Below are 19,951 nucleotides of genomic sequence, written 5' to 3'. Positions count from 1 at the left end.
CTTTCCTTTAACTTTCCAAGCGCCGCGCGGCGCCAATCTCGACCTCGCGACCCGTCATCCGGGACCGCACAGCGGCAAAGGCCATCGCAAGGCTACGCAGGTTTTCAGCCGCGCCGTTGGAAGGCTCTCGGTCTTCCTCAATGGCGCAAAGCAGCTCGCCCATCGTGCCTTTGAAACCGTCGTTGAACCACTGCCCTTCCAACTGCGGCCGCGCGATACCATCGGGCGTCGTCAGGGTCACGCTTTGCTGGCTCAGGTCCGGCCCATCGGACACGAGCGAGCCCCCCGTGCCGCCCACAAACGTCGTGTCACGGGGGCCGTGGGGCACGCCGCCGTCAAACACGACCGAGGCCTGACCACCATCAACCCGCACCATCGCCTGCGCCAGCAGCGGCACTTTGTTGGCCTGCCCTGCCCCGCGAGTGGCATTGGCGAAAACAGCTTCGGCCCTTTCGCCGACGATAGAGTTAATAAAATCGAACCAATGCACGCCAAAATCGTAAAGGATCAGATCCTCGATTTCGTCAAAGGGGGTGCCTGCGGTCCAACCGTGGGTCCAGTGAACGGCCAGATGTACAGAAAGGACATCTCCGATATGACCGGCCTTCACGGCTTCGCGCATGAAGGCGAAATAGGGCGCCCACCGCGCATTTTGGTTAACGGCAAGCTTCACGCCCTTGTCTTGGGCCAGTTTCACAAGGTCCATTCCGACATCTAGATCGGTCACGAAGGGCTTCTGGCTAAGCACATGCTTGCCCGCCTTCAGCGCCGCGCGGGTGATCTCGGTCCGATGCTCGGGATGTAGGGTGATATCCACCACGTCGATGTCAGGATTGGCCAGGATCGCGCGCCAATCGTCCTCGATCCTGGCCTTGGGGCAAAACTCGGCCGCTTTGGCGCGGGCCTTGTCCGGCGTCCGGTTCCAAAGCGCCGCCACGTCCCACCCCGCATCGCGGTAAGCATCAAGATGCGCGCCGGAAATGCCGCCGGTTCCGATCACGCCGATCTGGGGGCGATAGGCCTTGGGCATCGGCGGGAGGTAGGACACATCGGGGGCGGCGATGTCCGGCAAATCGGCGGCTTTCAAGGCATAGGTATCGCTATCGCCCGCGTCCTGAGAGGCTTCGGTCATGGCAGCAACTCCAACGTGCGTTTCTGGGCGGCCGAGGCGGCGGCGGTGTCTACAATCCGTTGCGCCGTCAAGCATAGAGCGGGATCAAACGGCCCTTCCGGCTTGGCCCCTTTCTCAATCAGATCAAGGATATAGGCGATAGCATCGCTCCGCCCCTCAGGCAACGGGTCGACCGGAACCTCGTGCTTCTCGGGCCGGGCGCGGGTTTGGACCGTGACGGCCTGCGCATAATCAGGGCTGCTGATCGTTCCGTCACTGCCCACAAAAACGAAGCCGCAGGTGGGCTGAGGGTTCTCGGTCCAAGGGTCTGTGAAGGTGCCCCAACGGGTCTCCATCTTGCTGAGGCCACGGGCGTAGCGGACCAAAGCGATGGCGTGTTGATCGACCTCGATCCCCGGCGTGTCATCGACGCTGCATGTGACCTCTAGCGGCGCTTCCCCATCCATGTACCAAGTGCCAAGCGTGGCACCGTAGCCCATGTAATCCAGCAAGCTCCCGCCGCCCGAGGCCGCCTTGTACCACCAGCTGTTGGGCTTCTGCGCCTCCACCTCTTCCGGGGAAACCTCCACCTTATCGGCAAGGTGAAACAACGGCCCGCGATTACCGTCGTAGAAGTGAACTTCGCGCAGGTCTCCGATCATGCCTTCGTCAATCAGACGCTTTGCGGTCAGGTGCGATTGCACCCATGCCAGTGGCCAGTTGATCGACATGATCTTGCCCGTCCCCGACATCGCCGCAATCATCCGGCGCGCGTTGTCAGCGCTATCGGCGAAAGGTTTCTCGACGTGGATATGAACGCCGTGGGGGGCCAAACGCTCGGTCATTTTCGCGTGGTCGGCTGTGGCGCAACAAAGGATCGCCAGATCAAAGGGGCCCGCCGCCATGCAGGTGTCAAAGTCGGTGAAAAGCGCGTCGTCGGGCACATTGAACGTCTCCGCCGCACCCTGCATCTTGGCGCGGTCCGGATCGTAGAGCGCCGTGATTTCTGCGTTTGGATGGTTGTCCACCATGCGCAGCAGATCACCCATGTGCATGTGGTCGAAACTGATGCCAACAACCTTGAAAACCATGGTTAACGCGCTCCCGTGATGCGGACATAGAGTGCTGTGACGAGTAGGATGATAAGGCCAAAGAATGCGATCCGCGCGCCTTCGGGCATTTGCAGAAGCGTCAGCATGGTGTCGATAACGCGCAGGATCAGCGCGCCCACGATGGCCCCCGCGAAGCTGCCCCGCCCCCCGAAGATCGAGGTACCGCCGATGACCGCCGCTGCAACGCTTGGCAGGAGCAATGGGTTCGCCAATGACAGCGATGGCGTGCGGATCATGCCGAGGTAAAGCAAGCCCGCGAGCGCCGCGATCAACCCCGATAATGCGTATAGCGCAAGATAGACCTGCCACGAGCGGACTCCGCTTAGCTTGGCGGCATCCTCGTTAGAGCCGAGCGCGAACAGAAGCCGCCCGAAACCGGTGAACCGCATCAGGAAAAGCACCGCCACCGCGAAGGGGACGAAGATGAACAGCCCGTTCGGCATCCCCGCCGTGCGGCCCGTGCCAAGCCAGACCAGCGTTTCCGGGATCAACGTGCCGGTGGAGATCACGAAGCGTTGGTAGACCTGCAAACACCCCGTTGCGATCAACCCGGTGCCGAGCGTCATGATCAGCGGATGGACGCGGACCACACCGACGCCAAAGCCGTTCACCAACCCTGCCGTGACCCCGGCCGCAAGCGCGACCAGAACCGCAGGCGTCACGCCGATCAGCGGCCCGAGAGTGGCGCAAACAAAGGCCGAAACAGTCGCGATAATGCCCGCGCTCATGTCGATGCCAGCGGTTAACATCGTTAACACTTGGCACGCGGCGAGCATCGCCAGCGGAATTGCGAACTTGATAAGGTTGTTGACCCAGAAGGCGGATATGACCCCGGTGCGCCCCGTTCTTAAGGGCATGACCACATAGAAATGCGCCAGAATAAGCAGGACCAGGAAGACAATCAGCGGCACGACCGGATTGTCCGCCAGGAAACGCCCGAACCGCTTGAGCCCCGTGGCGACCTCGGCGTCGGCGTGAATGCGTGGTTGCTCGCTCATCCGCGTGCCCCCCTGTAAGTTAGGACCGCGCCAAGCATCACCACGGCCACCATGATGACCCCTTCGACGATGGTGGTCACGTTGGGATCAACGGCGGCAAGGGTCAGGATTGTGCGGATGATGCGCAAGATGAACACGGCAATGATTGGGCCCAGCAGGCCGCCGCGCCCGCCGCCAAGTACGACGCCGCCCAAAACGACCGCCGCCACAGAGGCCAGCAGATAGGGGCCGGGAACGGGCTCTCCAATCCCGGTTAACATGATTAAGGAAAGCCCCCCCATGGCCGAGAGAACACCCGCCAAGCCGTAGGCTGTGATCTTCGTCCACGTCACATTGATGCCAGACCGAAACGCCGCCAGCTCGTCCGAGCCTACCGCGTAAATCGACAAGCCCAATTTGGCGCGACGGATCGGCACCCAGACCAAAGCCACCGCAATCACCATGAAGATCAATGCGTTAGGGATGCCAGGGATCATCGTACCGGCAATAAGCTCTCGTAACCCCGGCGACACCGTCCCCCCCGGAGAAGTTAGGATAAGCAGCGCCACCCCCTCCCAAACGAACAACATCGCCAAGGTCACAACGATGTCGGGCACCTTCGTTACCACGATTAACCCGCCGTTGAGCGCCCCCATCGCAAGGCCCACAGCCAGAGTGATAGCCACCGCCGGAACCGCGCCCATGCTTTCCATCAGCACTGCCGCAGTCACCCCGCAAACGGCCATCATCGAGGCAATCGACAGGTCGATCCCGCCAACGATCACCACAATCGCCATCGCCGCCGTGGCAAAGGCGAACGGCATCGCGGCGCGGGCAAGGCTCTCTAGCCCTGTCGCCCCGAACGATGGCTGGATCACCTTGGTCACAATCATCAACACGACCAACAAAACGACCAGCCCGAGTGTCCAGGCGTTCTTTTGCAATAGACGGCTCATGACGCGACACTCCCTTCGGTCAGCCCGTAGGCCGCTCTCATCAAGGTTTCTTCCGTTGCGTCGGCCGCGTCGATCATGTCCACGACCCGACCGTTGAAGATCACGATGGCGCGGTCGCAGGCCAACGGGATTTCTTCAAGTTCCGACGTGTAGAACAACACTGCCGCACCTTGGTCGGCCAGCTCTCGCACAAGGGGATAAATCTGCCGCTTCGTGCGCACATCAATGCCGCGCGTGGGGTCGAACAGCAGCAGCGTTTGCACCCCGTGCGCCAGCCACCGCGCAATGGTCACCTTTTGCTGGTTGCCGCCGGAAAGGCGCTGCACCTCGCCTTGGGCGCGGGTGTCGATCTGAAGCTTTTCAATGGCATAATCAACACGTTGCTTCTCTTTCCGGGCCTTCAGCGGGCCCCAATCACGCAACCTTGCGGAGAATGGCAAAGCGATGTTCTCGCGCACTGATCGTTCGCGCAATAGCGCATGAGCCCGGTCGCCGGGCACAAAGCTAAGGCCCGCCGCGATGGCGTCTGCGGGGTGGCCGAAGCTCATCACTTCCCCGTCCACTTCCAGCGCGCCGCCAGTGGCTTTCACGTGGCCCGAGAGGACATCAAACACCTCGTCCTGGCCCTGCCCTTCCAAGGCGACAACGCCCAGAACCTCGCCGGGAAACAGGTCGAACGACACATCCGAGACCTTGGGGGCGATGGCGATATTCGTGGCCCGCAGACGCGGCACACCGCTGTTCAAACGCGCCGCACCCGTGTCGCGTTTATCGAGGCTCAGCTTCGCGCCCAACATCAGCTCTACGCACCGATCCTCAACCCCCGGTTCGATCTTCAAATCGCCCACCGTCATGCCGTCACGTAGCACCGTGGCACTGTCGCACAGCTCGGCAATCTCGGTGAAACGGTGCGAGATATAGATAACGCCGCGCCCTTCATCAGCCTGCCCGCGCACCACGCGCAACACGTTTTCCACAAGGTCCGTGGGCAGCGCAGCGGTCAGCTCGTCCAACAGCAGGACATCGGGTTGGCTTGCCAAAGCGCGGGCCAAATCAAGGATACGCAGGGTAGCCAGCGGCAGGTCGACGATCATGTCGTCAAGGCGCACACCACTGATGCCAAGCTCATTCACCCAATGCAGGAAGGCGTCCTTGGGCGTATCGCCAAGGCGCAGATTGTCCGCCACGTCGAGGTCCGGGATTAATGAGGGTTCCTGATACACCGGCACAAGGCCCGAACGGCGGGCCTGCGCGGGCGAGCCCACGCGCGCGTCTTCGCCCCGGATCAGCACCTGCCCCGTGTCCGGGCGCAACGCGCCGGTCAGAATCTTCACAAATGTCGATTTACCCGCGCCGTTTGCGCCCATCAGGGCCACAACTTCGCCGGGTGCCACATGAAGGCTCGCGTCCGTCAGCGCACGCACTGCGCCGAAACTCTTCGCAACGCCGGTCGCATCCAGCAGCGCCGTTTGTTCTGTACCGCCCATGAAGCCTCTGATCTTGTTCGTTTCTTTGCCACCCACCAAGCACATGGCCCAGTGGGTGGCGTGATTCATGCGGCTGAGATACCGCTTAACCGTTGCTTAACCTTCGCAGGCGATGATCTCGGCCATGGTGTAGTCGGTCCAGCCGGGGATCGACACGGACACCGGCCATTCCGGGTCCAGATCGGGGTTCAATGCGCCCGCAATCGTCTCGCGCCCTTCGTCAGAGGAGTTTTCCCAAAGGACCGGGTCAACCAGAACCGTTGTTTCTTCTGGCGCGTTGCCGTTCAGGATGTCCACGGCCAGCGCAATACCCGCCCCACCGACAGAGCCGGGGTTGGTAACGGCAGCGCCCGTGAAGCCTTCAATATCGTTGAGGTACTGAACGAAGCCCGCGTTATCCGCGCCCACAATCGGCACCATCGGCGCGCCGGATTCCACGAACGCGTCAACGATCACGTTGTCGATACCCGAGGTCCAGACCCCGTCAAACGGGATGCCTGTGGCAAGGAAGTCAAACATCTGCTGTTTGCCCTGATCCTGTTGCCAGCCGGTGAACACTTCGTGCACGACGCTGACATTCGGGAACTCGGCCAGGGCACGCTGGAAGCCGTTGTCACGGTCGGTATCGGCGGAAACACCCGCGATGCCGCGCATATAGACGACCTCGCCTTCGCCACCGATCTGTTCAAACAACCAACGCGCGCCGAGGTAGGCGTATTCTTCCTGGTTGTTGGACAGGATGTAGGCCCCTTCCGCAGAAACGCCCGCATCAACGGCAACCACAACGATGCCCGCCGCGATGGCCGCATCCAACGCCGAGTTCAGCGCGTCGGGGTTGGCAGGGTTCAGAACGATGGCGTCGACGCCCGCTTCGATCAGGTTGTTGAGGTCTTCCAGCTGGCCCGCCGCGTCGGTGTTGCGGTGCGCCACGATCAGCCCTTCAACGTCGCCCTCAGCGGCCGCCTGGGCACGCATTGCGCAGATCATCTGCTCGCGCCAACCGTTACCTTGCACAGTGTTCGAGACACCGATGGTGTAGCCGCCATGGCCGTCTGCATAGGCCGCAGGGGCCATCATGGCGAGCGCTGCGGCAGTTGTCAGAAGTTTTTTCATTGGTCTCTTCTCCCTATTAATAACGATATTTATCAGTTAGTTATGGCGCCTACTTAATGTAGGGCGTCAGCACATCTCGGGCTAAAAGGAAGCCACGTTTCACGCGGTCTTCTGTGCCCTCGAAATCTCGATCTTCGTGTTCAATTATGACCGCCCCGTCGTATCCGGCGCGGTACAGACCCGAGAAAAAGCCGCTCCAATCCACGTCTCCCAGACCGCAGAGGCGCGGGATTTGCCACCCCATGCCAGTGGACATCGTCCCGTTCTCATAAAGCCCGTCTTGGTCAATCATCACATCTTTCGCGTGAACATGAGCCATCTGAGGCCCGAATTCCTTAATGAACCGGGTCTGGTCAATGAACTGCCAGATCAGGTGAGAGGGGTCGAAATTCATCCCGACGGCGTCCCCCCATTGGTCAAAAACCCTCCGCCAGATCTTCGGGCTGTAGGCGATGTTGTGGCCGCCGGGCCATTCATCGTAGCTGAAGATCATCGGGCAGTTTTCAAAGCACAGCCGCACGCCGGATGCTTGGGCGTGGGCCACAATCGGATTGAAAATCTCGATCGCGCGGGCCCAGTTTTCATCGACGTTCAGGCTGCGATCTCCGCCGAGGAAAGTGTTAACAACGGGCACCTCCATGGTGCTTGCTGCGGTAATCACCTTCATCAGATGGCCGATCACCTCATCCCTATGTTCCGCCTCTTTGTGGAGGGGATTAGGATAATACCCAAGGCCCGAGATGCTTACACCACTCTCTGCCAAACCCGCTTTGATATCAGCACCTTGGCTTTTACCAAGACCGTCAACGTTGATGTGCGACGTACCAGCGTAGCGGCGCTTTTCGCCGCCGGACGCGGGCCAGCAGGCCACCTCCATCGCCGAGAAACCATTGGCCCCAGCCCAAGCGCCGACGTCCATCAGGTCCATATCTTCAAGCGGCGCGGTTAATATTCCCAGTTCCATGATTATCCCTCAACCTCATCCAGGCGCACCCAGCGTTCTTCGCGGGCCGACAGCACGACCGCATCGCAGAACCGCATCTCATAGTGGCCATCCTCAAAGGTGGCCCAGGTGCTGTTTTCTTGCCGCCCCCCCGCTTCCACGTCCGCATAGACGGCCCGAAAGAAGTTGAAGAAACTATCGGCAAACCCCTCCACATGGCCGGGGGGTAAGGCCGCCGCCGCCACGCCCGTGTCGTTCATTAACGTAAAGTCTCGCATTAACGTCTCATTGGCGCGATCTCGGTGGCCGATGAACAGGTGGTCCGGCGTTTCGCTGTCCCAAGCGGCCGAGGCGTTGGCCCCCGCCACATCCCATTGCAGCGAGTTCTTGCGGCCCATGTTAACCTGCGACGTGGACATTACGCCCCGCGCACCGCCGGGGTAGCGGATGACGATCATCGCCGCGTCGTCAGTGGCAATCGGCACGGATTCCGTCGCGCCGGCGGCGTTGGAGAATGTCTCGACCGGGCCGGTTGGCTTTTGGCGTTCGGGGATGAATGTGGCGAGTTCGGCCATCACGGCCTCGGCCTTCAGGCCCGTCACAAAGCTGGTCAGGTCGATCCAATGGGTGCCGATATCCCCGACCGAGCGTAGCTCGCCGCCCTCATCTGCAACAAGCCGCCAGTTCCAGTCCGTATCCTTCGCCAACCAATCCTGATGGTAATGACCTGAAATAAAACGAATATCGCCAAGCTCTCCGGCAGCGACCATCCCGTGGGCCTGTTGGTTCAGCGGATAGAAGCGAATATTGTAGCAGACCGCCGCAACCTTGCCAGAGGCGCGGGCGACCTTAACCATTTCGGCGCTTTCTGCCGACGTCATCGCCAAGGGCTTCTCACAGATCACATGCTTTCCGGCCCGCAAAATCGCCAAGACTTGGGAATAATGCGCGTGGTTCGGAGAGGTCACATGGACGACATCAACGCGATCATCGGCAAGCAATTCATCCAAGTCGCCGTAGGCCTTTGCCACGCCCATCTCAGCCGCGCGATCCGCCCCGCGAGACGCCGAAGATCCCAAGACGCCGCGCACCTGCACCCCCAACCGACGCAGGGCTTGCGTATGGACGGTGCCGATAAAACCCGTACCGACAACAGCCGCGCCGATGCCTGAAAAATTTGTCATAAGCCCCTCTTATGCAACAGAATATCCTCCATCTACCGGGATCGTTGTCCCGGTCATGAACTGCGCTGCGTCGGACGCCAGAAACAGCGCCACGCCCGCAATATCTTCGGGCTGACCCCAGCGCTTCATCGGTGTGCGCGCCTCGATCCGGGCGGTGAATTCCGGGTCCGTGCGCGCCCGCGCTGACTGTTCGGTCACGATGAAACCGGGGGCGATGGCGTTGACGCGAATGTCGTCCTCGGCCCATGCGATTGCGAGCGATTTTGTCATCTGCTCCACCCCCGCCTTGGACGCGCCATAGGCCGGATTCATGGGGGAACCGAAGCGGGCATACATGGACGCAATGTTAATGACGCTGCCGCCCCTCAACGCTCCGCGCAATGCTTCGGCACAGCGCAGTGACCCGATCAGGTTCACATCCAAGACATGGGCGAAGAACGCCGGGTCCATTTCCTCTCCGCGCTTGGTGATCGCGGCGCAGTTAACCAAAACGTCCAGCTTCTGGATGCCCGCCGCAAAGGTACGAACAGCCTCGGTATCGGTCACGTCCAACTGGTTGTAGGCGAAGCCTTCGTCGGGCACGGGCGCAGCCTCAACCCCGGTGACTTGCACCGATGCGCCTGCGTCCTGAAACGCCCGCGCAATCGCCGTGCCGATGCCGCCCCGGCTTGCGCCGACGACAAGAACTTGGGCATGTTCAAACGCTGGTACGTTCATGTCTGTCTATGGCAGAACCCTGCCAACCTCCCTATTTCCCCCGATCTCAGCCGTCCCAAAGATTTTTCTTTGTGGTGAATGAAATCGATTACATACTCGAACTACTCACAGATTCGAGTCAAGACACAAATCCAGTTCTGGTAGAGTTCAATGGCCCCGAGAAACGCAACGATCCAAGATGTGGCCACGGCGGCCAAGGTTTCGACTGCCACAGTCAGCCGCGCATTATCAAACCCCGGCGTTGTGTCTGACGCCACGAGAGAGGCCGTGTTGGAGGCCGTCAGGACGACAGGCTACCACGTGAATCATGCCGCTCGAAACTTGCGGATGCGCCGGGCCGGCGCCGTTCTGATCCTGGTCCCGAACCTTGGAAAACCATTTTATTCCGAGATCTTACAAGGCATTTCAAAGGGGTTCTCTGGCAGTGACTACGCTGTACTGATTGCCGACACCGAAAGCAGGCCGCTTCACGATACCGAACTCGCGGGCAACTTCACCAGTGGGCGGATTGATGGTGTTGTGAGCCTTGATGGCGGGTTAAGTCACGCTACCTTGGATGCGTGCAATGCGGCGGGAGTTGACCAGAAGATCGTCTTCGCATGTGAGTGGGTGGACGGCTACGTTTTCCCCTCCATCCAGTCCGACAACGCCGAAGGGGCCCGCCTTGCGATAAGGCATCTGCACGATCTGGGGCACCGTAAGATTGCCCATGTCACCGGGCCAAGCGGCAACGTTCTGACCCGCGTGCGCCGCCAAGGCATGTTAGAAGAACGCGCCCGTCTTGGCCTGCCCGCGAGAGAGGATTGGATCATCCGCGGCGACTTTTCCCTAGAGTCCGGCCACGACGCGGCACGTCAGATTTTGGCGATGGAGGACCGCCCGACAGCGGTCTTTTGTGCCGCCGATATGGTGGCTTTTGGCCTGATCGCCTGCCTGCGCGCAGGCGGGCTTCGCGTGCCAGAGGATATTTCGGTCGTGGGGTTCGACGACATTGATATGTCCGCCTATTATGTGCCTGCGTTAACCACGATCCGCCAAGATCGGGTCCGCTTGGGGCGCACTGCCGCCGCACGTCTGTTAGAGAGATTAGATACCTCTCCCCCTGCCCCGCCGGTCGAAGACCTGTTGCCGGTAGAGTTGGTCATCCGCGCCTCCACAGCCAGCCCGTCTTAGGGTGCGGCTCCGGCGACCCATTGCTCCAAATCCATGTTCACCCCGGACATCGGGATCGACGCATCCGATAACATCCACAGCGCTTGCGCCGCGCATTCCTTTGCCGTGACAAGGCGTCCCAAGGGTTGCTGCGCGGCCTGCTGGTCCAGCCATCCCGCCCCTTTATCGGCGTGCACCGCCTGTTCAGATTCCGTGGCGACCCAACCAAGGTTAATGCCGTTAACCCTGATGCGATCAGCCATATGGGCCTGCGCTGCGTTCTTCGTGAGCGTCTGCAAGCCCCCCTTACTGGCCGAATAAATCGCCAGCTCGGGCGTACCACAATGGGCGTTCATCGACTGGATATTCACGACCGATCCACCGACATTCCGGCCCCGAAGATGGGACACCAATTCGGCCATCAGGAAGAACGGGGCCCGTAGGTTCACGGCAATCAAGGCATCAAAACGCGCCACATCGGCATCGGTGAACGAGGCACGGGTCGTCAGACCGGCAGCATTTACCAGACCGTCAACCCGTCCCGCCATTTCAACAGCCTGCGCAAAGATCCGGCCGGGCGCATCGGGCGTGGCAAGGTCAGCCACGATCCCGCCGGGCGTCGCGTCGCGGTCTACCCCGATCACCTCGGCCCCGGCCTTAGTGCAAGCCTCGGCGATGGCCGCGCCGATGCCGCGTGCGGCCCCGGTGATGAGCACCACTCTTCCTGTCAGATCCGCCATCAACCCGCCCTCAATCCGTTAACATTCATCTAGCTCACCTCGGGCAGCGCATCTTGGCCGTGCAGTTCTTCCCGGTAAGGTCGCGCCCCCGCTGGAAGCGCGCGACGGGCATAATGCCCCGGCTCCGTCCTTTGGCGCCACAACGCGCCGAGCATCTCAGCATAAGCATGCGGAATGGACGGGTTCGCGGGGGGTAGATCGTCTTTGATCAGCGCGTGGAGATCGGGCAATGCGTGGTAGGGAACCATCGGGAACATGTGATGTTCAACGTGGTAATTCATGTTCCAATACAGCCAGCGGCTGACGGGGTTCATGTAAACGGTGCGTGAATTCAGGCGGTGATCCAGCACATCTTCGGCCAGGCCCCCGTGCTGCAACAACCCCACCATCACCATGTGCCACGTCCCATAAATGCGCGGCCCGCCGATTAAAACCAAGGGCAACCAAGACCAGCTAAGCAAGGCCCAAAGCAATGCAACCGCGTGGATTGCCACGAAAATACGCGCCCAGAACGCGACCTTGGGCAGTTCACTCTCGGGGATGTAAAGCGCTTCTGCCTCGGTCAATCGACCGGTCGCTTGCCGCACAAGAACACCGAAGTGCTGGAACACATCGGGCAATCCGATGAACGCCAAAGCCTTCCGGGCGATGTCGGGCGGGCGCATCAGGGCGATCTCGGGGTCACGCCCGACGATGATCGTATCGGTGTGATGGCGCGCGTGGCTCCACCGCCAGGCGACCGGATTCCGCATCACCATGAAGCTCGCGATGACGTAGACCCAATCGTTCTTCCACTGGGTCTTGAACGCCGTACCATGCCCGCATTCATGCCACCGACTGTCGCACGCCGACCCGTAAAGCACGCCGTAGACCGCAAAAAACGGGACACACCACCAAGTACCCCAGGTCAAAATACCGCCCAAAGCTGTCATGACCATCAGGCCGAGCCACATGGCCGTGTCGCGCGTCGCCGCTGTGTCGCTGCGCTTCATCAGGCCCTTCATGACCTTACGGGGCACGTCAGAATGATACCACTGCGCTGACACCAAACCTAGCTCCTCCGCACGGGTGCTTTCGGCGCCGTTTAGTGAATAATCCCGTGCTTGCACGCGTGTCATCAATGATCCTCCCAGATAGGCGCAAGTTGTTTGGCGGGCGGGGGCAAGTCAATCAGCAACGGCGAAAATTCGTCGCGCTTCATACTTTCAATCGATTGGCACACCTGTATACTGATCCCGAGAACCGGTCCTTCTACGGGCACGCTGCGAAACTGTGCATCGCACAGGGGGCATCGTGAGAAGGCCCAGAAATCTCGACATAAACCATTGAATGCACGCTGCTTTACTAATCTCGACCCGAAGGCATCACCGAATAATGACAGAGCGTTTTTCAGCACCCGCAAGCAGCGGCAAAAGTCAGACGAACCACGCAGCCCCGCAACAAAACCGCGTCCATCCAGTTGCGACAGAGCAATCCTCTCCATTCGTGGAACGGACCGCGCGCAGCGTCGCGATCGCCAAAACCATGGCGCGCATGCTGGGTGTAGACCTATTTGACGAACACCGCCGTGGGCGCTTCAAAGAGCTCGTCCAGAATTGCGATGTCTGCTTTCTCCACAAAGACTGCTACCAGCAGGTGGAAGAGCGAACCCCGATCCGAGCCGTCCCTACCCACTGCCGAAACAGGCATGACTTTGCCCCCGCCAAGGCGCTTAGGTCTGCAACCCGCTAGAGGCGAACGCCGCCCGCGTCGCGGCCTTTTCCGCTTCGGTCAGGTCCAACATCGGGGCACGAACGCCGCCGCCCACTTGGCCCAACAGCTCTTGCCAATACTTACCATGCGCCTGAGGTTTATCGGCGGGTTTCGTGCGCTTGAACGCCGCGCGTACAGGATCAAGACTGTCCCGCACCCGGCGGGCCTCTGCAAAGTTGCCTTCAAACGCCAAACGCGTATATTCGTTCATCCGCTGATCGACTTTCGACTGAATTTGGTACGGCGGAGAGGAACAGAGATAGAGCTTCCAATTCAGCTCTTCGATGTTCTCCAACCACGCGCTTTCATCTGCGGTGGACACATGGATTTTGTCGCCCGCCAGCTGTGAAAGCTCCACATAAAGGGGGCGCGGGACCGAATATTTGATCGCCACGATGTTGGGCAATTCCGCGATCCGGGCGCAAAGCTGCGGGGACATCAGATAGCCGCTGTCGGGATGGCTCCACATGGCGATGCCAATATCGACGCGCTCACAAATGGCCTTGTAGTAATTGTATAAGATCTCGTCTTGATTGCTCACGAAATGGAGCACAGGCGCGTGGACCACCACGTAATCCGCGCCACAGTTCTGCGCATGAAGGGCCAGTTCAACGACTGTCTCGAAGTTCTGGTCCGAGGCCGAGAAGATCGTGCCCGCCAACGCGCCGCATTCGTCCACTGCGATCTCGATGTTGCGCTTGCGCTCTTCCAACGTCATCGAGAAGAACTCACCCTGTTTTCCGGCAATGAAAAGACCCGCGATTGCCAGATCATCCACCCAATGGCGAATGTTGGAACGAAAGCCCTCTTCATTAAAAGACCCGTCTTCCCGCCAAGGATTCAGGCACGCGGCCCAGATACCGCGGAAGTTTTCCTGCGCGTGGTCTTTCGCATCTAAACGACTGTATTTCATCAGGTTTCCTTCTCTGCCGCGCCGATGGCGGACCAAATTTTGCAAGGTGTAAGAGGCATATCAAGGTGCCGGACGCCCAAGGGGTGCACTGCATCCAAGACCGCATTCAAGATGGCCGCCGGAGCGCCAATCGTGCCCGCTTCACCCACACCCTTTGCGCCCAAGGCGTTGAACGGCGACGGATGCTCGGACGAGGCGATTTTCAGCGCCGGCATATCGGTGGCGCGCGGCAAGGCGTAGTCCATCAGACTGCCCGTCAGCAGTTGGCCCGAGGCGTCGTAGACGACTTCTTCCATCATCGCCTCGCCCAGACCTTGGGCAAATCCGCCCCTGATCTGCCCCTCCACAAAGGCCGGGTTCACGACCCGCCCGGTATCGTCAAAACTGGTGGCATTTGTGATCTCAAACTGGCCCGTGTCCCGGTCCACGTCCACCGCCACGATGGTGACGCCGTAGCCCCAGGCTTGGCCCTCGTTTTCATAGCGCACGTCTTCTTCCAGCGGCAGCTTTTCGCCATTCAAGTGCCTTGCCCGAAGGCGTTCGCACGCCACGAAAACCGCGCTGCCCCCGATCGCCGTGCTCCGCGACGCCACCGCCCCGATCCCTTCAGGGCAAGTCTTGGTGTCGCCCTGAACCACCCGCACATCGCTAAGCGAGACCTCAAGAACATCAGCCGCAATCTGGGCGTAGCCGGTTTCGCGCCCCTGCCCTTGGCTGGACGAGCCGCTGGCGATCTCCACCCCCGCCTCAGACCAACGCACGCGGGCCGTTTCAAACCCCTCACCTGAAGGCTCCAAATAGAAGGCCACGCCCAGGCCGCTCACCCCTCCCGCTGCCCTTTTGCGGTCGCGTTCTATAAGCAACGCGGGGTAGTCTGACGCCGCCGCACTATCGGTCAGTGCCACGGGATAATCCCCGGAATCCAATCTGTTACCCGTTGCAGTGAGGGTCGGCAGGGCGCTGGCCTCCAAGACATTGCGAGCTCGGATCTCCATCGGGTCCAGCCCCGTCGCGCGCGCGGCCTCTTCGACCAAACGCTCCATCAAACAGGCCGCTTCTGGCCGCCCGGCGCCGCGATATATCCCCATCGGCGCGCGGGCATCCATGAGGGCGTTCGTCTCAATATCAACGGTATGGATGTTATACCCGCAGGGCAGAATACGCGCGGCATTCCACGCTGGAACAAGGGCCGAATTCGCCAGCCAAGGCCCCACAGGCGCCGTCACCCGCGCCTCTAACGCCGAGAAAGTACCGTCAGCGGCTACGGCCAAACGGCCCCATGTCGTCAACCCTCGCCCCTGCGTGGCAGACAGAAAATCCTCGCTGCGCGTGGCGCACCACCGAACAGAACGGCGGTGATGCAACGCGGCCCAAACGGCAAAAACCTCTTCTGGATAAAGCGAGGCCTTCATTCCAAACGCGCCCCCGACATCCGGGGCGATCACCCGCATAAAACCCGGATCAACGCCAAGCATCTTGGCGAGTTCAGACCGCGTGCGGTGCGGTGTTTGCGTGGAATGCCAGATGGTTAAACCGTCCTCGGTCCACTCCACGGCAATCGCTCTCGGCTCCAACGATGTGGGCGCAAGGCGGGGGTGTTGGACATTAACCTCGACCACATGATCGGCCTGCTCAAACGCCAACGCCGGGTCGCCCGTGCGCCAACGCCGTGTCGCGATGGGGGCGTGCTCCGTCGCATCATTGGGGGTAATATCCGCCCAAATAGCCTCTGCCCCGTCCTGTGCGGCGTGGGCGCTTTCTGCCAAAACCGCAGCAATCGGTTGCCCCAATCCGGTGACGTTATCTGTGGCGAGGATCGGAAAGGCCGGGGTCGCGCGCATCGGAATGACCGGGTTAACGGACAACGCGCACAAATGCGCCACGTCTGAGCCCAAGTGCACCGAAACGACGCCGGGCACAGCCAACGCATCTTCCGTCTCGATCGGCGCAAGCGCCCCCTCGGGTTCCGTGGCACGGGCGAACGCAAGATGAAGCGGGTTTGTCAGCGCCACATCGCCCACAAACAGCCCTTCCCCGCGCAGCCGAATGGCAGCGCGGCGGTCTACGGGCGAGGCCCCAATAACATGTGCGGTTCTGTCTAACATGTGGGGAAAATTAACCACGAAGCGCTTGAATTCCGAAATCGTATTAAGGCACAGTGGGTATAACTTATCCGGGTAGCAGAACTTTTTGATGCTACAGTTTTTATATATCCAAGAAGGACGCATCAGATGCAAGTGGCGGTTATCGGAAAGGGCGCAATCGCCGGATATATCACGACGCATATCGCGGCCACACCGGGGATGGCGCTGGTCGCTCGTGTTCTGCGGAGCCCGCAGACAGGCGCGGTAACGGACGTAGCTGACCTGCCCCCGGTAGACCTGCTGATCGACTGCGCGGGCCACGAAGGGTTGGCCGCCCATGGCGCGAAGGCCCTTTCGCGGGGCATCAACGTGTTGACGCTGTCCCTTGGCGCATTGGCCGATGACGCGCTGGCGAGGTCGCTGACCCAAGCCGCCGAGGCGGGCCAAGCCACCCTGCATCTGGCCAGCGGAGCCATCGGCGCATTGGACGCCTTGCGCGCCGCCCGTGTCGGCGGATTAACCAAGGTCACCTACACCGGGCGCAAGCCGCCCGCCGGGTGGCGTGGATCAATGGCAGAGGAGGTCTTGGACCTCGACACTGTCGCCGATGCCGCCGTCCACTTCGAAGGCTCTGCCCGTGACGCGGCGCTCCGGTATCCCAAAAATGCCAATGTTGCTGCCGCTGTGGCCCTTGCCGGCATCGGGTTTGACGCCACAGAGGTAGCACTGATCGCGGATCCAAAAGCCACAGGAAATACACACGAAATCAATGCTGTCGGCGCATTTGGTCAGGCGCATTTCACAATTACCGGTAACAGCCTGCCAGATAATCCACGGTCCTCCGCCTTGGCAGCGATGTCGGCGGTGTCCGCGCTGCAACAGGCTTCCGCGCCCGTTAGGTTCCTGTGACATGGCCAGCAATTCCGCCCTCTTCGACCGAGCCGTCAGCCGCCTGAAATTGCGCCAATTGCGTCTGCTGGTGGCGGCGGGGAAGCACCAGAACATTCTCTATGCGGCACAATCCCTTAACATTTCGCAGCCTGCCGCCACCAAGCTGATCAAGGATCTAGAAGCAGATTTCGACGTCCGTTTGTTTGACCGAACGAACCGAGGTGTCATCCCGACACCCCACGGAGCAGCCTTAATTCGGCACGCGCAGTTGATCTTCGCGCAACTCGGCACAGCCGCGCAGGAGTTGGAGGATTTGACCGAGGGCGCAACCGGCCGCGTCACCGTGGGAACCCTTGTCGCCGGGGCCGCCCGGTTGGTGCCCGGTGCCATTGGAAGGGTGCTGGAAACGCGCCCCAACGTTGCCTTTAAGGTGATCGAGGGCACCAACGAGGTGTTGATGCCCAAGGTTAAAACCGGCGAGATCGACATGGTCGTAGGTCGGCTGCCCACCCATCGCCATCGACGTGACCTGCACCAGCTACCGCTGATCGACGAGGACATCGCCCTTTTGGTCGGAAAAGCGCATCCCCTTGCGGGGCAAATGTCACTTCAGTTCGATGATCTACGCCCTTTCGGCTGGATACTACCGCCGCCCGAAACCACCCTTCGCCGCCAGATTGATGAGGTTTTCATGGACGCCGCGCAGTACCAGCCGCCCCTTGTGGTCGAAAGTGTTAACTATCTGACGAACCGCGCCTTGCTTGGGTTGGGAAAACTGATTGGCGTCGTCCCGCGCCAGGTTGCGGTCCCTGATCTCACCTCGGGCCTTCTGGTGGAGCCCGATCACAAGTTGCCGTTCAGCTTTGGCCCCGTCGGCGTCACCCACCGCGGCGAAGGGCAATTGTCCCCCGCCGCGATGGTGTTTCTGGATGCCCTTCAGGCCGAAGCGGCGGCCACTTAGGCGCGCATTCAGTCGATCAACGCAGTGGACAGCGCCGGGAAATAGCTGAGCAAAATCAGCACAACGGTCACAGCCAAAAGGAACGGCCAAAGTGCCTTCAAGATGCGGCCCGTCGGAGTCTCGGACATGGCGCTGGCGATGTAGAGGCCAACGCCCACGGGCGGCGTCAGCAGGCCCAAAACAAGGTTAAGCGAGATCACCACGCCAAACTGGTACGGGCTGATCCCATAGCTTTCGATCGCAATCGGCAGCAGGATCGGCGTCACCAGAATGATGGCGGCGATACCGTCGATCAGCATCCCTACGAACAGCAAAACAAGGTTAACGATCAGCAAGAACAAGAACGGATTCTCGGTAATCGTGGTGATAAATTCGGCCAATCGCTGCGGCAGCGCTTCGTAGATGATGACCCATCCAAAGACGTTCGCCGCCGCAATCATGAAGATGATAAGAGAAGCATTCAGCGCCGTCCGCTTGAACATTTCGAACAGCTTTTCGGGCTTCAACTCTCGGTACAGCAGCCAGCCTAATAAAAATGCCACCACCGAGGCGACAGCCGCAGATTCCGTCGGCGTCGCAATGCCGCCAATGATACCGCCGATAATCGCCGCCGGGATAAGCATCGCGGGCAATGCATAGGTCAGCGCGCGCCCTGCCTCTCGGGCCGTTAACCATTCCCCTTTGGGGAACTGCTGCCAAAGGCCGATCAAAGCGATGACCAACGCAAAGCAAACCGACAGGATCAGGCCCGGAATGATGCCCGCAAGGAACATATCACCAATGGGGATTTGTGCCAAAACGCCGTAAATTACAAACAGCATCGACGGCGGGATCACTGGCGCAAGAAGCCCGCCTGCCGCCGTCGTGGCAGCGGCGAAACCTCGGTCATAACCCTCTTTCTCCATCGCGGGGACCATGGCGCGGGACATGACCGCGATTTGAGCCGCCGCAGACCCGACGATGGCCGCCATGAACATATTGGCAAGCAGGTTGATATAGGCCAAACCGCCACGAAAGCCGCCGACAAAGACACGGGCCGCGTTAATCAAACGGCGCGTCATGCCGCCTTCATTCATCAGCTCTCCGGTCAGCATAAACAGCGGGATCGCCAGCAAACCATAGCTTTCGATCCCCGAGAACATGCGCTGCGCGAAGCTTTCATACAGGATCGTGTTGTCGCTTTCCCAGATGTACCAGATCGCGGTTAACGAAAGGACAATGGCGACGGGAACGGCCAAGAGAAGTTTGGCGAAGAAGACAAAAGGGGTCATGTGGAAACCGCCGCTTTCTCGGATTCAAGTTCAGAGAAATTCAAAAGATGCGCTAAGGCGTGGATGAAAACCCCTAAGGAAAACAGCGGCATAACCAGCCAGATGATCCATTTCGGGATGCCGATTGTCGATGTTGGCTCGGCGTAGATAAAGTTGAAAGTAGCGCCCTGGAAGGCCATCGTATCAAAGCCCATGCCCGCGATCTCCAACGGCAGATACCAGCGCCAGCAAAAGTAGAGCATCGCACAGGCGAAGACGAATATCGCCAAATCCACCAGCTTCGCGGCCACCCGTTGCAAGCCCGTGGGCAGCACATCGGTCAGGATCGTAATGGCGACTTGTTGGCGGTAGTGGATGGCGGCAGAGGCGCCAAGGAAGGTCATCCAAACCATCGTGTAAATCGCCGCCTCATCCACCCAGAACAAGGCGTTGTTCATGCTACGGGTCACAACGTTCAGCAAAATTAGCAACGTCACGCCGACGGCCAGAACGGCCGAAGCAATCATCTCCGCCTGCGCCCATTTGGCAGATATCTTGTGCAGCATCACAGCGCCTTTAGTCTAAAGGAAGGCGCGCGGAATATTCGC

Annotated in this window: 19 protein-coding genes; 4 read left to right on the top strand and 15 right to left on the bottom strand. The window is 60.3% G+C overall.

Features of this window, described 5'->3' with window-relative positions; translation table 11 throughout:
• Positions 1–7: 7 nt before the first annotated feature.
• The 9 genes from K3728_06740 to K3728_06700 form a co-directional block, all read right to left on the bottom strand.
• Positions 8–1,132 (bottom strand): Gfo/Idh/MocA family oxidoreductase, encoded by a 1,125-nt coding sequence (locus tag K3728_06740; protein ID UWQ96906.1) that lies wholly within the window; start codon positions 1,130–1,132, stop codon positions 8–10.
• Positions 1,129–2,202, bottom strand: coding sequence for a Gfo/Idh/MocA family oxidoreductase (locus tag K3728_06735; protein ID UWQ96905.1), 1,074 nt, complete (start codon positions 2,200–2,202; stop codon positions 1,129–1,131). The genes K3728_06740 and K3728_06735 overlap by 4 nt, the downstream gene beginning before the upstream one ends.
• Positions 2,203–2,204: 2 nt before the next feature.
• The gene (locus K3728_06730; protein UWQ96904.1) at positions 2,205–3,221 is read right to left on the bottom strand and encodes an ABC transporter permease; all 1,017 of its coding nucleotides are present in this window, start codon (positions 3,219–3,221) and stop codon (positions 2,205–2,207) included.
• Positions 3,218–4,156, bottom strand: coding sequence for an ABC transporter permease (locus K3728_06725; GenBank protein UWQ96903.1), 939 nt, complete (start codon positions 4,154–4,156; stop codon positions 3,218–3,220). The genes K3728_06730 and K3728_06725 overlap by 4 nt, the downstream gene beginning before the upstream one ends.
• Positions 4,153–5,643 carry a sugar ABC transporter ATP-binding protein gene (locus tag K3728_06720; protein UWQ97477.1) on the bottom strand — a complete coding sequence of 497 codons (1,491 nt, stop codon included), beginning with the start codon at positions 5,641–5,643 and terminating at the stop codon, positions 4,153–4,155. Before K3728_06720 ends, K3728_06725 begins: the two co-directional genes overlap by 4 nt.
• Positions 5,644–5,739: 96 nt before the next feature.
• Positions 5,740–6,756: an ABC transporter substrate-binding protein gene (locus tag K3728_06715; protein ID UWQ96902.1), complete on the bottom strand. Its 1,017-nt coding sequence runs from the start codon at positions 6,754–6,756 to the stop codon at positions 5,740–5,742.
• Positions 6,757–6,805: 49 nt separating this feature from the next.
• Positions 6,806–7,720 carry a sugar phosphate isomerase/epimerase gene (locus K3728_06710; GenBank protein UWQ96901.1) on the bottom strand — a complete coding sequence of 305 codons (915 nt, stop codon included), beginning with the start codon at positions 7,718–7,720 and terminating at the stop codon, positions 6,806–6,808.
• Between the two features lie 2 nt (positions 7,721–7,722).
• On the bottom strand, positions 7,723–8,883 hold the full coding sequence (locus tag K3728_06705; GenBank protein ID UWQ96900.1) for a Gfo/Idh/MocA family oxidoreductase: 1,161 nt from the start codon (positions 8,881–8,883) through the stop codon (positions 7,723–7,725).
• Positions 8,884–8,892: 9 nt separating this feature from the next.
• On the bottom strand, positions 8,893–9,600 hold the full coding sequence (locus K3728_06700) for an SDR family oxidoreductase (protein UWQ96899.1): 708 nt from the start codon (positions 9,598–9,600) through the stop codon (positions 8,893–8,895).
• 150 nt (positions 9,601–9,750) lie between these two features.
• Between K3728_06700 and K3728_06695 the strand changes: the two genes are divergently transcribed.
• Positions 9,751–10,773, top strand: coding sequence for a LacI family transcriptional regulator (locus tag K3728_06695; protein UWQ96898.1), 1,023 nt, complete (start codon positions 9,751–9,753; stop codon positions 10,771–10,773).
• Here K3728_06695 and K3728_06690 read toward each other — a convergent pair.
• Both K3728_06690 and K3728_06685 read right to left on the bottom strand, forming a co-directional pair.
• On the bottom strand, positions 10,770–11,492 hold the full coding sequence (locus tag K3728_06690; protein UWQ96897.1) for an SDR family oxidoreductase: 723 nt from the start codon (positions 11,490–11,492) through the stop codon (positions 10,770–10,772). The genes K3728_06695 and K3728_06690 overlap by 4 nt on opposite strands.
• Before the next feature lie 29 nt (positions 11,493–11,521).
• Positions 11,522–12,610 carry a fatty acid desaturase family protein gene (locus K3728_06685; protein ID UWQ96896.1) on the bottom strand — a complete coding sequence of 363 codons (1,089 nt, stop codon included), beginning with the start codon at positions 12,608–12,610 and terminating at the stop codon, positions 11,522–11,524.
• 256 nt (positions 12,611–12,866) lie between these two features.
• On the opposite strand from K3728_06685, the gene K3728_06680 reads away from it, so the two are divergent.
• Positions 12,867–13,223, top strand: coding sequence for a hypothetical protein (locus K3728_06680; GenBank protein UWQ96895.1), 357 nt, complete (start codon positions 12,867–12,869; stop codon positions 13,221–13,223).
• On the opposite strand, the gene K3728_06675 is transcribed toward K3728_06680, so the two are convergent.
• Both K3728_06675 and K3728_06670 read right to left on the bottom strand, forming a co-directional pair.
• Positions 13,204–14,157, bottom strand: coding sequence for a dihydrodipicolinate synthase family protein (locus K3728_06675; protein ID UWQ96894.1), 954 nt, complete (start codon positions 14,155–14,157; stop codon positions 13,204–13,206). The genes K3728_06680 and K3728_06675 overlap by 20 nt on opposite strands.
• Complete coding sequence (locus K3728_06670) at positions 14,157–16,262, bottom strand: xanthine dehydrogenase family protein molybdopterin-binding subunit (protein UWQ96893.1); 2,106 nt, start codon at positions 16,260–16,262, stop codon at positions 14,157–14,159. Before K3728_06670 ends, K3728_06675 begins: the two co-directional genes overlap by 1 nt.
• Positions 16,263–16,388: 126 nt before the next feature.
• On the opposite strand from K3728_06670, the gene K3728_06665 reads away from it, so the two are divergent.
• Positions 16,389–17,150, top strand: coding sequence for an aspartate dehydrogenase (locus K3728_06665; protein UWQ96892.1), 762 nt, complete (start codon positions 16,389–16,391; stop codon positions 17,148–17,150).
• Between the two features lies 1 nt (position 17,151).
• The gene (locus tag K3728_06660; protein ID UWQ96891.1) at positions 17,152–18,093 is read left to right on the top strand and encodes a LysR family transcriptional regulator; all 942 of its coding nucleotides are present in this window, start codon (positions 17,152–17,154) and stop codon (positions 18,091–18,093) included.
• A gap of 8 nt (positions 18,094–18,101) precedes the next feature.
• Here the strand turns inward: K3728_06660 and K3728_06655 are convergent, their stop codons facing one another.
• On the bottom strand, positions 18,102–19,364 hold the full coding sequence (locus K3728_06655; GenBank protein UWQ96890.1) for a TRAP transporter large permease: 1,263 nt from the start codon (positions 19,362–19,364) through the stop codon (positions 18,102–18,104).
• Positions 19,361–19,909 (bottom strand): TRAP transporter small permease subunit, encoded by a 549-nt coding sequence (locus K3728_06650; protein UWQ96889.1) that lies wholly within the window; start codon positions 19,907–19,909, stop codon positions 19,361–19,363. Before K3728_06650 ends, K3728_06655 begins: the two co-directional genes overlap by 4 nt.
• Between the last annotated feature and the right edge of the window lie 42 nt (positions 19,910–19,951).

The sequence above is a fragment of the Rhodobacteraceae bacterium M385 genome (assembly GCA_025141835.1).
Taxonomy (GTDB): domain Bacteria; phylum Pseudomonadota; class Alphaproteobacteria; order Rhodobacterales; family Rhodobacteraceae; genus Gymnodinialimonas.
Note: the sequence above shows the minus strand (reverse complement) of the source record. Positions and strands in the feature narration are given on the sequence as shown.

What these genes read in the sequence shown, in the direction of transcription:
- K3728_06715 (UWQ96902.1), bottom strand. Translation starts at nt 6,756, where the DNA reads ATGAAAAAACTTCTGACAACTGCCGCAGCGCTCGCCATGATGGCCCCT.
- K3728_06685 (UWQ96896.1), bottom strand. Translation starts at nt 12,610, where the DNA reads ATGACACGCGTGCAAGCACGGGATTATTCACTAAACGGCGCCGAAAGC.
- K3728_06665 (UWQ96892.1), top strand. Translation starts at nt 16,389, where the DNA reads ATGCAAGTGGCGGTTATCGGAAAGGGCGCAATCGCCGGATATATCACG.
- K3728_06725 (UWQ96903.1), bottom strand. Translation starts at nt 4,156, where the DNA reads ATGAGCCGTCTATTGCAAAAGAACGCCTGGACACTCGGGCTGGTCGTT.
- K3728_06655 (UWQ96890.1), bottom strand. Translation starts at nt 19,364, where the DNA reads ATGACCCCTTTTGTCTTCTTCGCCAAACTTCTCTTGGCCGTTCCCGTC.
- K3728_06675 (UWQ96894.1), bottom strand. Translation starts at nt 14,157, where the DNA reads ATGAAATACAGTCGTTTAGATGCGAAAGACCACGCGCAGGAAAACTTC.
- K3728_06730 (UWQ96904.1), bottom strand. Translation starts at nt 3,221, where the DNA reads ATGAGCGAGCAACCACGCATTCACGCCGACGCCGAGGTCGCCACGGGG.
- K3728_06735 (UWQ96905.1), bottom strand. Translation starts at nt 2,202, where the DNA reads ATGGTTTTCAAGGTTGTTGGCATCAGTTTCGACCACATGCACATGGGT.
- K3728_06650 (UWQ96889.1), bottom strand. Translation starts at nt 19,909, where the DNA reads ATGCTGCACAAGATATCTGCCAAATGGGCGCAGGCGGAGATGATTGCT.
- K3728_06680 (UWQ96895.1), top strand. Translation starts at nt 12,867, where the DNA reads ATGACAGAGCGTTTTTCAGCACCCGCAAGCAGCGGCAAAAGTCAGACG.
- K3728_06710 (UWQ96901.1), bottom strand. Translation starts at nt 7,720, where the DNA reads ATGGAACTGGGAATATTAACCGCGCCGCTTGAAGATATGGACCTGATG.
- K3728_06695 (UWQ96898.1), top strand. Translation starts at nt 9,751, where the DNA reads ATGGCCCCGAGAAACGCAACGATCCAAGATGTGGCCACGGCGGCCAAG.
- K3728_06660 (UWQ96891.1), top strand. Translation starts at nt 17,152, where the DNA reads ATGGCCAGCAATTCCGCCCTCTTCGACCGAGCCGTCAGCCGCCTGAAA.
- K3728_06720 (UWQ97477.1), bottom strand. Translation starts at nt 5,643, where the DNA reads ATGGGCGGTACAGAACAAACGGCGCTGCTGGATGCGACCGGCGTTGCG.
- K3728_06700 (UWQ96899.1), bottom strand. Translation starts at nt 9,600, where the DNA reads ATGAACGTACCAGCGTTTGAACATGCCCAAGTTCTTGTCGTCGGCGCA.
- K3728_06705 (UWQ96900.1), bottom strand. Translation starts at nt 8,883, where the DNA reads ATGACAAATTTTTCAGGCATCGGCGCGGCTGTTGTCGGTACGGGTTTT.
- K3728_06740 (UWQ96906.1), bottom strand. Translation starts at nt 1,132, where the DNA reads ATGACCGAAGCCTCTCAGGACGCGGGCGATAGCGATACCTATGCCTTG.
- K3728_06690 (UWQ96897.1), bottom strand. Translation starts at nt 11,492, where the DNA reads ATGGCGGATCTGACAGGAAGAGTGGTGCTCATCACCGGGGCCGCACGC.
- K3728_06670 (UWQ96893.1), bottom strand. Translation starts at nt 16,262, where the DNA reads ATGTTAGACAGAACCGCACATGTTATTGGGGCCTCGCCCGTAGACCGC.